The organism is Bradyrhizobium sp. AZCC 1577 (genome assembly GCF_036924575.1).
Taxonomy (GTDB): Bacteria; Pseudomonadota; Alphaproteobacteria; order Rhizobiales; family Xanthobacteraceae; genus Bradyrhizobium.
The window spans coordinates 3,218,535-3,230,725 of the sequence record NZ_JAZHRQ010000001.1; the positions used below are offsets into that span (position 1 = coordinate 3,218,535).

The window sequence follows — 12,191 nt, forward strand, 5'->3', positions numbered from 1 at the left end:
GAGCGGACATTGACCCTGGCCGTACTGGTCCCGGACGCACCAGCGGTCTAGCGACAATCCTCTTTTTTCGTTGCTTGTCAGACGCGAGATTGCTGGAGTTGTCTTCTCGGGCGAGGTAAGCGGTTATCTGCGCGCCTAGGCCACTGCCGACGCACGATTGCTTTGGGAAATCGACACGGCGCGCGACTACGCTACCGTGAATGGCGTTTCGGCACGCAGTGGTGCCATGGAGGGATCCGGTCCAACCATCGCGCGCGCGGCGGGCTCGTCTTGTTCGGGAGGCAGGGTGAACTGAAACACTGCGCCCCGCGGTTCATTCGCGGTGACCCACAGCCGCCCTCCGTGCGTCTCGATGATCGAACGGCAGATGGATAGACCCATACCCATGCCGTCCGGCTTGGTGGTGTAGAATGCCTCGAAGAGGCGATCCTCACTCGTCGGGTCCAGCCCCGGACCGGTATCCCGCACCGCGAAAAGCACACCGTTCGAGATATCCGTGTTAGTGCTGATTCGTAGCTCCCGCGCCCCTTCGTTGAGGCAGCTCATTGCTTCGACCGCATTGAGGATCAGGTTGAGAATTACCTGTTGCAGCTCGACGCGAACGCCTTTGATGAGCGGCAAGCCGGTCGCGAGGTCTGTTTGCAGCGAGACGCCATGTCTGAGCACTTCGCTTCGGGTCAGGGCGATGACGTCGAGGATAGTGTTATTGACGTCCATGCTATCTTTCCGCGCGGGTGCTTTCTTGATGAGGGCACGGATCTGATTGATCACCTCGCCGGCTCGCTTGGTGTCATTGACAATGCGAGCAAGCGTCTGTCGCACCTCCTCCAGATTCGGAGGTTGAGAACCGAGCCAGCGCAGCGCGGCCTGGGCATTGGTAAGCGTCGCGGCGATGGGCTGGCTGACTTCGTGGGCGACCGAGGCGGTAAGCTGGCCCATCGTTGCGACACGGCTGGCGTGCGTCAGCTCCACCTGTTTCTCGCGGAAAGCCTCAGCGGCTCGCTTACGTTCGGTGATGTCCCGGCTTAGGGAAATGAACAGTCGCCGGCCGCCGTCTTGGCAGAACTCTCGCACGCGAATCTCGACGGGGAACACCGTGCCGTCTTTTCGGCGATGGCGACTCTCGAACGTTACGATGTCCCCCGCTTTGAGGCGATCGCCGTAACGCTGCCACGTCACTGTGTTCAGATCCGCATCGAAATCGAACGGAGTCATCCCGATCAGTTCGTCCCGGCTATAGCCCAAGCTTTCGCAGGCGTTTCGATTCACGTCGAGAACAATTCCATCCTGGTTGTGAAGCATGAACGTGTCGATCGCGTGGTCTACGAAGGTGCGGAAACGCGCCTCGCTCTCCCGTAGCGCCTGGTCGGTGCGCATGCGCTCGGTAATGTGCCGCCCGACGCCGCGATAGCCGACGAAGCGCCCCGCCTTGTCAAACACCGGGAGCCCCGAGACAGACACGTAGCGCTTGCCGCCGCCGGACGTCGGCCGGGCGAGCTCGAAATCGCGGAACGGGAGATGCGCATCAAGCGTCTCCCGGTGCTTGCGCCAGGCCTCTGCGTCCGGCTCCAGGTACGGCACTTCCCAGCGCGTCTTACCGATCTCGGAGCCCGGCGCCGGCGCGTCGGCAAGGCGGTCGGCGAACTCCTGGCGGATAAAGCGATGCTGAGCGTCGGTCTCCCAGTACACCCCGAAGGAGAATTGCATGAGGATGCGAAAGCGCTCCTGGCTCTCCTGCAGCGCCTCTTCCGCACGCTGGCGCGCTGCCAACGTTTCCAAGTCGGCCTCCAATACGTCGCGCCACAGCAGCATGAGTCTGATGTAAAGCCCGCTATACTCGTTCCTTTTATTGTCACAAACACAGAGAGTTCCGAACATCTCGCCGTCGGGCCAAGCGATCGGAACACCAAGGTAAGAAATCAATCTCAGATTACTGTCAGGGCACAACTTCCACCGTTCGTCCTCGCGGACGTCAGGGATAAGCAGCGATTGGCGGGTCTTCATCACGGTCTCGCAACAGAATCCCGTATCGGGCGACACGACGCCCCAAGGATCCCTCTTGGCATTGCTTGATAGGAAGGCCTTGATGCTGGGCGGCTCTGCCCGCATGATCAACGCGGAAGGGACGTGCACGATCTCGGCAAGTAGATCCACGATCTCCTGCCACTTGCTGACGATCTCAGAGGGTAATTGAGCAGGATGTGGCATGGTCGATTCTGTTGCCGAGAACAATTGATCTCATCGAATCATATTTTGGGACGAGTAGCTCGCCGCTGCGCGTCCCGCAGCGGCAGATTGCCTCCCCAACCGGTCTTGAGCATTGGATGCCGGTAGCTCTTCGTCCCAGCAGCGAATGATCGATCAGGGCATATCGCGTGACCACTATACTTATGTATGGGAGTAGCTAGACCTTCGCACTCTGACGCGGGATTATCTCTGACCGCTCGCTAGAAACAACGTCGAATTGGAACCAACCTAATGTACCCGCCTTCGGACCCGTATCGGGAGACAAGAACCATCATGGTCGGTAGGCACTACTCACGCGCCAGGCGGCGACTATCAGGGAAGTAGAACTGCCCTCTACTTGAACGAACAGAAAACCACCTCGGTTGGCGGCTTCTTTCAGACTGAGCCCCGACGAGGTGATCGAATGATTCCGACTTCCGCTCTTGGCCGATTTTGTTGCAAAAGTCGGCCACGGCCGATGGATGACCGTGAGCATTCGGCTTAGGATGACCGGCTTTGATCTGCCGGCCGTTACGCGGTTTACGCAACTCCAACGCTACGCGGCACACAGAGCCGTAGTGGGTGGTGGTCGAGCGACCAGCGAAGCGAACCGTCGGAGATTCTGAGCTATTGCGGCCAGAACAAATTCATCCTGAGCACCTTGAGGCCCGCGCAATCGAAGCCGACCAAGCCTCAGGATACGCTTCAAGTGGGCGAACCGCATCTCGATCTTTTTGCGCTCACGCCGTGATTGCTCGAAGGCTTCGGTGTCCGCGAGAGACCGGGCAACGTCTCGGGCGTGCTCATGGATGTCGCGCGGAATCCTGCGAAACGGAACCTTCGGACAGCATAACGATTTGAGTTCGCAGCTGTCGCAATCATGCTTCCTCGCCAGATAGAGCAGCGTGGTTCCGTCATTCACCAATGTCCCGGTTGTAGTCAGGGTCTTACCCGCAGGGCAGTGATAAACGTCGCTCGTCGGGTCATATCGAAAGTCACCACGCGAGAAGGTGCCATCGTCCCGCTTCGATTTGTCGAACACGGGGATGTGTGGCGCGATGCCCTTCTCCTCGACCAGCCAGTTCAGCATCGGAGCCGCACCGTAAGCCGTATCGCCGACAAGCCGCTCTGGCTTGAGGCCGAAGCGCTCCTCTGTCCGCTCGATCATGGTCTTTGCCGCGCCGACTTCGGCCTGCCGAATGGAGCGAGAGGCCTCGACGTCAACGATAACGCCGAACTTCACATCGATGAGATAGTTGTCGGAGCAAGCAAAGAATGCCGGCCCCTTGTGAGCCCCGGTCCACTGCGCTGCAGGATCAGATGGCGAGACGAACTTCGGGACAACCTCGCTGGCGGCGCCCCACGCCGTATCGTCAAGGGTCGCCAGATACTCCTTCACAGCGCGGCTTGACCTTGCCGGATCGCGATCCTTGCGCCAATCCTGACCAGCGATCGAGCGCTGCTTGTCGGCATCGGCCGCAATCAGGCTCGCATCGACGGCGAAGCCTTCACCGCCAACTAGTCCGGCCGCAATGCACGCCTCGACGACCCGTTCGAACACGCGGCGAAAAACATCTCCCTCGCAGAAAGTCTTCAGCGGTACCCGCGTGAGCGCAGATGCGCTGGCGGTACGAAGCCGCAGCGCCGACCCATTGTTCCGCCGTCGCCGGAACGCCGGCGCGCCGGCTGATGGTGCCAACCTGGACGTCGCCAAACAAGATCAGCCAGCAGTCGGCGGTATTAGGCGCGCGGGCGGCGGGTGAGTTCGCTCATGGTGTTGCTTCCGGCTCCTGACGCCGCCGCTTCGCCCGTTGCCGCAGCTCCGCCGACGGACGCTTGCCGGCCTTGCGGCATTTCTCGCAAGCGAAGTCGGCTGGCGAGGTGGTGCACGCAGGTAGCTGGCACGTGTGGGAGCGATGCAAAGTCGATGGTACGCGGTGTGCGGCAACGCGAACAGGCGATCTCAAGCCAAGTATAGCACCATGATCGCCTGGTCGACCCTCGGCGAGAGTCACACTCGGCTAACATCCACTTTTGAACCAAGGGCACACCGACCCCTACATATGTTCATGCCCTCAAGCGCGAGGAAATCGTGTCCGAGTTGCCTCTAATTCTCGTCATTGAGGACGAATATCAGGTGCAGGGCATCGTTGAAGATGCGCTTACCGAAGGCGGTTTTGAAACCGATATTCTCTCCTCTGCGGAAGAAGCCCTGACCTTGTTCAAGAGCGGACGCAAGAACTACAAGGCGCTTGTCACCGACGTTAGCTTGAAGGGTAGCTTGAGCGGTTGGGAGGTCGCGAGGCAGATCAGGGAAAAAGTCCCTGCCTTTCCGGTCGTCTACATGACGGGAGCGGCTGCGGACGAATGGGCGTCGCAAGGAGTCCCCAACAGCGTTCTTCTGCAAAAGCCGTTCGCGCCCGCTCAGCTTGTCACCGCCGTTTCCAATCTGCTCAATATGGGCACGCCGACAGCGTAGAGCCGCAGCAGAAACAGCAACACCCCGGTCGCTCGAGCGAACCGGGGTGCCGGGGGCTGGCAATGTGATGCGGTACGGCAATGTTCCGGCACCACCGGCCTGAATAGATACCGGTTTCTTAAGCGCGTCTGCCCGGTAGGTGGCGGTCCTTCGCGCAAAGAGAATAGCTGTTTGCGGCTCGTTCGCGTACTGAGCATCGAACCGCACGAGGCCTGGCTCGAAGACCAAAACATGGATCTGTTGAAGGAGCAGAAGAAGTAAGCGTTACGCCAGGCGGCCTGACGATGCTCGGGCCGACAAAGCGGATGCACGCCACCCTTCGCCGCCGCCGTGGCCGCCGAACTCACCACCAGCAGCAGAGCTTCGGCCGCGACTTGCCATTCCGGCAATTGGCGTTCTTTGGCGGACAAATCCAGCCTATAGGTTGCGGCATCGCGGAAGCTGGCGAGCCTGCGTAGGTGCGGCAACGCGATCGACTCGTTGAGTTCGCGGCCCCAACCTGAAGAACGCTCTGACATTTCTCCGCCTCGGGAACAGCCAATCGGAGGCGAGGGTCAGGCGAAAGCGACGCCGCGCTTATCACCGGTTCGTAGTGATGGGAACTAATCGATCGTTGTCGGTTTACTAGCTGGATTAGCGACTTCACCCCAAGTAATCGCGTCGACCGCGAGCCAAGACGACCGCGCCGCATACTGCCGTGGATTCTCCTTCTTCTTCTCGCGGTTGCCGTCGCTGCAGTGCTTTGGGCCAGCAATCGTATTGGATACGATTCCTCGCCAGTAGCTGTTGTTCAGCCCAAGGCTGAACTGTCTGCGGGTGCGGAGATCGCCGACAAGACGGCTAGAGAAGCTGTGGCTAATCTCCAGCAAACGATCCAGGAGCTTCGGACAGAACAGCAGCGTGTCGCGGAACAGATCAGCGGTCTCGAGCGGCAGATATCGGCGGTGCAGGGCGGGCGTTAGTTGCTTTCGGAACAATGGGAGGGCTTTCCGCTCGCGTGGACATCCTTCAAGGATCGAATGCGGCAGCGCCGCCCAACCCGCCGCAACCTGCCAAGAAAGGGCGTGGACAATGACTGCCGCTTCGTTTCGCTCTTTCTTGACCAGCAGGTGGTGATGCGGGCTGCTCCGGCATGTAAGCCTACTCGACGCCAAGTCGACGTTTCGCCGCAGGACATTTTCCCAGCGATCGGCAGGCTCCGTAAGGAGGTCAGAGACGAGATTGGCTGGCTTATCTGGTTTCTCGACGATACCGAGAACCATGGCGATCGATCGCGAACCGAAGGACGAGGGCGACGATAGCGAGCTGGAGGAAGGTGATCCTGGCGAAGTACGACGGCACCTAGAGCCGAGTCTGGGGGGTGATCAGACAATCTGTTCGATCGGGAAGCCAACCCCGCGATCCGCGCGCTCTTCTTCATTTCATTTGCATTCTTGCGGTGCGTCACGACCGACCGTGGATGCTCTGAGTGACCGACAAAAGAGAGGACTTTTGTGGCGTGATCGCGATCGAAACCGCTCTCTACACTAGACTAGATCTGAATTCAGTCACATGGTGCACCGACGGATGCGGCTCACGATGGCAGATGATGATACTGGCTCGTCTGATGCGAAACAGGCCTTAGATCAGGCGGCGCGCCCGTTGAGCAGCAGCATGTAGTGTCGCCGCTGCGACCGAGTTCGAGCGTGAGTTTACGGAAGTTGTCGCCGCTGAAATGCCACAGGTCGGCCAGCACTTTCGACCGCGTCGTCGATGGGAATCGATCTATTTGCTTCGTGATAGCGGCGTTGTGCGGATCAACGGTCGCACAGCAGTCTGCTCGCACTGCCGCAAGGCATTTAGCGAATGAGTCCAGCGGCTGAAGTCCGGATATCAGGTGCAACTCGCAAGCTATATGAAGCTGAAACGGGCTCGGAAGATCCGAACATCAGGCGTCCTCTCAAAGCAGCTCGTGATTGGTGGCTGGCTGCAGAGAATCGCGATCCGTAGCTTTACGGGCCCCTATGTTGCGGTATCTGGGCAGAGAGATCGACGGACAACGTAGCGCCCCGCTTGACGAGACAATCTCCTTTCTCCTACCATCGGAGAAATTATAGGAAGAAAATCGATTTAACTCACTTACTGGTTCATTTTGGCTGGGGGCTCAGCCGCCGTAAATCAATCTGGGTATTCGATTCGTGAGCTGCGTCGTGCGCAAAGGCATGCCGCGGCATGAACTCTTGCGCCCTTTTTTATGAGGAATTTCGCAATGGCGATCATCAACGGCACCAATGGAAACGATACGCGCAACGGTACTGCCGGTGATGATCAGATATTCGGGTTGGGAGGAAATGACGTCCTTGCAGGTCTTGGGGGCGCAGACCTTCTGGACGGAGGGACTGGTACCGACACCGCGACATACGCGGCTTCGCTCGCAGGAGTGAATGTCAGTTTAATGATCGGCGCCGCCGCAGGCGGCGACGCGGAAGGCGATACGTTCGTCAGCATCGAGAATCTGACCGGCTCGGGCCAGAACGATACGCTGGAAGGCGACGGAGGCAACAATGTTCTCGTGGGCGGCGCCGGCACGGACACGATGTCCTACGAGCATGTGCTTGCTGGGGTCACGGTCAGCCTGGCGCTGACAACGGCGCAGAACACTATTGGGGCCGGCACCGATACGCTGAGCGGCTTCGAGAACCTGACCGGCTCTGCGTTCGACGACACGCTGACCGGCAATACTGGAGCCAACGTCCTGAGCGGCGGCGCCGGCAATGACACGCTGAACGGCGGCACGGGTGCCGACACGCTGATCGGCGGCACCGGCAACGATAGCTATGTCGTCGACAACGTCGGTGACGTCGTCACCGAAGTCGTGGATGAGGGAATCGACACGGTCCAGTCCTCGGTCAGCTATACGCTCGGCGACAACGTCGAGAACCTGACGCTGTTGGGATCCGGCAATCTCAGTGGCACCGGCAACGCTGCCGACAATGTCATTACGGGCAACAGCGGCAATAATTTGCTTGCCGGACTCGGTGGAGCGGACACGCTGATCGGCAATACTGGCGTTGACACCGCGACCTATGCGGCCTCGGCTGCCGGGGTGAATGTCAGCCTGACGACCGGGCTTGGCAGTCGCGGCGACGCCGAGGGCGATACCCTTGCCAATATCGAGAACCTCACCGGTTCTGCATTTGACGACACGCTGGAAGGCAATGGCGGCAACAACGTCCTCGCCGGCGGTGCCGGAACGGATACGGTCACCTATGAGCGCGCGCTGGCTGGCGTCGCGGTCAGTCTGGCGCTGGCCAGTGCGCAGAACACCGGAGGCGCCGGCAGGGACACGCTGAACGGGTTCGAGAACCTCACCGGCTCAGAATTCAACGACACTCTGACCGGCAATGCGGACTCCAATATCATCCTTGGCCTTGACGGCAATGATACGTTGGTCGGCCTTGGCGGTGCGGACGTCCTCGATGGCGGTGAGGGTACCGACACCGCGACCTATGCGTCCTCTTCGGCTGGCGTCAATGTCAGCTTGGTGAGCGGCACCGGCATCGGCGGCGACGCCGAAGGCGACACGCTAATCAGCATCGAGAATCTGACCGGATCAGGCCAGAGCGACACGCTGGAAGGCAATGGCGGCGACAACGTGCTGGCCGGCGGCACCGGCTTCGACACGGTGTGCTACGAGCATGCCGCGGCCGGCGTCACGGTCAGCCTTGCGCTGACGACCGCGCAGAACACGGTCGGCGCCGGCACGGATACGCTGAGCAGCTTCGAGAACCTCACGGGTTCTCATTTTGACAACTTCCTGACCGGCTCGTCGGGCGCTAACGTCATTACCAGCTTTGAAGGCGACGACATCCTTGACGGCGGTGCAGGCGCGGACACGCTGATCGGCGGTGCCGGCAACGACATCTATGTCGTCGACCACACCGGAGATGCGGTAACCGAGGCTACAGACCAAGGAACCGACACGGTTCAATCCTCAATCAGCTACGCGCTCGGCGCCAATGTCGAGAACCTGACCCTGACCGGGACCGGCAATCTCAACGGCACCGGCAATGCGGCCGACAACGTCATCGCCGGCAACGTCGGCAACAACGTCCTTGCTGGACTTGGCGGTGCCGACACGCTGATCGGCAATTCCGGTAACGACACGGCGACCTATGCCGCATCGGCTGCGGGCGTCGATGTCAGCCTGGCCACGGGCACCGGCAGCGGCGGCGATGCCGCAGGCGATACGCTCTCCAATATCGAGAACCTGACCGGATCAGCGCTGAACGACACGCTTGAAGGCGACGGCGGGGACAACGTGCTCGCCGGTGGCGCCGGCACGGACATGGTGTCCTATGAACATGCGCTGGCGGGGGTCACAGTCAGCCTGGCGCTGACGACGGCACAAAACACGGTAGGTGCCGGCACCGACAGGCTGAGCGGTTTTGAGAACCTGACCGGTTCTGCCTTCGATGACACGCTGACCGGCAACACGGCCGCCAACGTCCTGAGCGGCGAAGCGGGTAACGATGCGCTGAACGGCGGCACGGGCGCCGATACGCTGATCGGCGGCACCGGCAACGATCTTTATGTTGTCGACAATACCGGCGACGTGGTGACGGAGACAGTGGACGAAGGGACGGACACGGTTCAGTCCTCGGTGAGCTATACACTCGGCGATGATGTCGAAAACCTGACGCTGACGGGTACCGGCGCACTCAGCGGCACCGGCAATGCCGACAACAATGTCATCACTGGCAACGGCGGCGGCAATGTCCTCGCAGGTCTCGGCGGCGCCGACAGTCTTGATGGCGGCGCAGGGACCGACACGGCGACCTATGCGGCATCAACTGCAGGCGTCAACGTCAGCCTCACGACCGGGCTTGGCAGCGGCGGCGACGCCCAGGCTGACAGCCTCGCTAATATCGAGAACCTGACCGGTTCGGCGTTCGATGACACGCTGGAAGGCAGTGGCGGCAACAACGTGCTGGGAGGCGGCGCCGGCACCGACACGGTCACCTATGAGCGCACGCTGGCTGGCGTTGCCGTAAGCCTGGCGCTAACCAATGCGCAGAATACGGGAGGGGCCGGCAGCGATACGCTGACCGGGTTCGAGAATCTCACGGGCTCGGAATTCAACGACACCCTGACCGGCAATGCGGGCGCCAATATCATCCTTGGCCTTGACGGCAGTGATGTTCTTGCCGGCCTCGGGGGGGCGGACCTCCTTGACGGCGGTGCGGGCACCGACACCGCGACCTACGCCGCCTCTTCGGCAGGCGTCAATGTCAGCCTGGTGACGGGTACCGGCAGCGGAGGTGATGCTGAGGGCGATACCCTCATTAGCATCGAGAATCTGACCGGTTCTAGCCAGAATGACACCCTCGAAGGCAATGACGGCGACAACGTGCTTGCCGGCGGCGCCGGCAACGATACGGTATCCTATGGGCACGCTGTGACTGGCGTTACGGTCAGCCTTGCGTTGACCACAGCACAAGACACGATCGGCGCCGGCACCGATACGCTGAGCACCTTCGAGAACCTGACTGGTTCGCATTTTGACAACGTCCTGACCGGTTCTTCGGGCGCCAACGTCATAACCAGCTTTGAAGGCAATGACATTCTGGATGGTGGTGCAGGCGCCGATACGCTAATCGGAGGCACCGGCAACGACACCTATGTCGTCGACAATGCGGGAGACGTTGTCACCGAAGTGGCCGACGAAGGCGTTGATACGCTTCAATCCTCGATCAGCTACACGCTTGGCGCTAATGTCGAGAACCTGACCCTGACCGGAACAGGCAACCTCAACGGCACCGGCAACGCGGACGACAACGTCATCACCGGCAATGTCGGCAACAACGTGCTTGCCGGCCTTGGCGGCGCCGACACGCTGATCGGCAACTCCGGCACCGATACGGTAACCTATGCGGCATCGCTCGCGGGCGTCAATGTCAGCCTCACCACGGGTACCGGCAGCGGCGGCGATGCCGATGGCGACACGCTCTCCAACGTCGAGAATCTGACCGGCTCGGGCCTGAATGATACGCTGGAAGGTGACGGCTCTAACAACGTGCTTACCGGCGGTGCCGGGATTGACACGGTGTCCTACGAGAATGCGCTGGCCGGGGTCACAGTCAGCCTGGCGCTGACGGCGGCGCAGAACACGGTCGGCGCCGGCACCGATACGCTGAGCAGCTTCGAGAACCTGACGGGCTCTGCCTTCGACGACACGCTGACCGGCAACACGGCGGCCAACGTCCTGACCGGTGGGGCGGGCAACGACACGCTGAATGGCGGCACCGGCGCCGACACGCTGATCGGTGGTACCGGCAACGACACCTACATTGTTGATAACGTCGGCGATGTCGTGACCGAGGCGGTCAACGAAGGCACTGATACAGTCCAGTCGTCGATGAACTATGCGCTGGGCGATGATCTCGAGAACCTGATGCTAACGGGAGCCGGCGCGCTCAGCGGCACCGGCAATGCCGACAGCAACATCATCACCGGAAACACCGGAAGCAACATCCTCGCTGGTCTTGGGGGAGCCGACGCCATCGATGGTGGCGCGGGTACCGACACCGCGACCTATGCAGCGTCGGCTGCAGGCGTCAATGTCAATCTGACGACGGGTGTTGGCGGCGGCGGTGATGCCGAAGGCGATACGCTGACCAATATCGAGAACCTCACCGGTTCTCACTTTGACAACGTGCTGACCGGCTCGGCCGGCACGAACGCATTACCAGCTTTGAAGGTAACGACATCCTGGATGGTGGTGCTGGCAACGATACGCTGATCGGCGGCGCCGGCAACGACGTCTATGTCGTCGATAGCACCGGCGATGTAGTGACGGAGGCGGCGGGCGAGGGAAGCGATACGGTTCATTCGTCGATCAGTTACACGCTCGGCGCAAATGTCGAAAATCTGTCGCTGGTCGGAACCGGCAATGTGAACGCGACGGGTAATGCCGAAAACAACATCCTGGTCGGCAACGACGGCAACAATGTGCTTGCCGGTCTTGCCGGCGCCGACCATCTCGATGGTGGTGCCGGATCGGATACGGCGACCTATGCCGCATCGCTCGCCGACGTGAATGTCAGTCTGGCAATGGGCGTCGGCAGCGGCGGTGATGCCGAAGGCGACACGCTGTTCGAAATCGAGAATCTGACTGGCTCTGGCCAGAACGATACCCTGGAGGGCAACGGCGGCAATAACACGCTCGCAGGTGGTGCGGGCACCGATACGGTTTCCTATCTCCACGCCGGAGCAGGGGTCACGGTCAGCCTTGCATTGACGACTGCGCAGAACACGGTTGGCGCCGGTACCGACATCCTGAGCGGGTTCGAAAATCTGTCGGGATCCGCGTTCGACGATACCTTGACCGGCAGTACCGCTGCCAACGAACTCGCCGGTGGCGACGGCAATGACACGCTAAACGGGGCAGGCGGCAACGACACGCTGATTGGCGGTACTGGCAATGACGGCCTGACGGCCTGACGGG

The 12,191-nt window shown here is 60.8% G+C and carries 5 protein-coding genes and 1 pseudogene; 3 read left to right on the forward strand and 3 right to left on the reverse strand.

Annotated features, from left to right (window positions below):
- Positions 1 to 186: 186 nt before the first annotated feature.
- Together V1278_RS14905 and V1278_RS14915 are read right to left on the reverse strand one after the other, a co-directional pair.
- Entirely contained in the window at positions 187 to 2,232 is a 2,046-nt protein-coding gene (locus tag V1278_RS14905; protein ID WP_442893655.1) for a PAS domain S-box protein, read from the reverse strand.
- Between the two features lie 550 nt (positions 2,233 to 2,782).
- A pseudogene (locus V1278_RS14915) lies at positions 2,783 to 3,814 on the reverse strand (transposase); the annotation flags it as partial.
- Between the two features lie 504 nt (positions 3,815 to 4,318).
- Between V1278_RS14915 and V1278_RS14920 the strand changes: the two are divergent.
- Positions 4,319 to 4,705: a response regulator gene (locus tag V1278_RS14920; protein ID WP_334381274.1), complete on the forward strand. Its 387-nt coding sequence runs from the start codon at positions 4,319 to 4,321 to the stop codon at positions 4,703 to 4,705.
- Between the two features lie 602 nt (positions 4,706 to 5,307).
- On the opposite strand, the gene V1278_RS14925 is transcribed toward V1278_RS14920, so the two are convergent.
- Entirely contained in the window at positions 5,308 to 5,967 is a 660-nt protein-coding gene (locus V1278_RS14925) for a hypothetical protein (RefSeq protein WP_334381275.1), read from the reverse strand.
- Between the two features lie 986 nt (positions 5,968 to 6,953).
- Between V1278_RS14925 and V1278_RS14930 the strand changes: the two genes are divergently transcribed.
- Positions 6,954 to 11,486: a beta strand repeat-containing protein gene (locus tag V1278_RS14930; protein ID WP_334381276.1), complete on the forward strand. Its 4,533-nt coding sequence runs from the start codon at positions 6,954 to 6,956 to the stop codon at positions 11,484 to 11,486.
- Positions 11,483 to 12,187 (forward strand): calcium-binding protein, encoded by a 705-nt coding sequence (locus V1278_RS14935; protein WP_442894649.1) that lies wholly within the window; start codon positions 11,483 to 11,485, stop codon positions 12,185 to 12,187. Before V1278_RS14930 ends, V1278_RS14935 begins: the two co-directional genes overlap by 4 nt.
- Positions 12,188 to 12,191 lie beyond the last annotated feature (4 nt).

Excerpts from the sequence above, each read along its gene's own strand:
- V1278_RS14925 (WP_334381275.1), bottom strand. The coding sequence starts at position 5,967 with ATGGTTCTCGGTATCGTCGAGAAACCAGATAAGCCAGCCAATCTCGTC.
- V1278_RS14930 (WP_334381276.1), top strand. The coding sequence starts at position 6,954 with ATGGCGATCATCAACGGCACCAATGGAAACGATACGCGCAACGGTACT.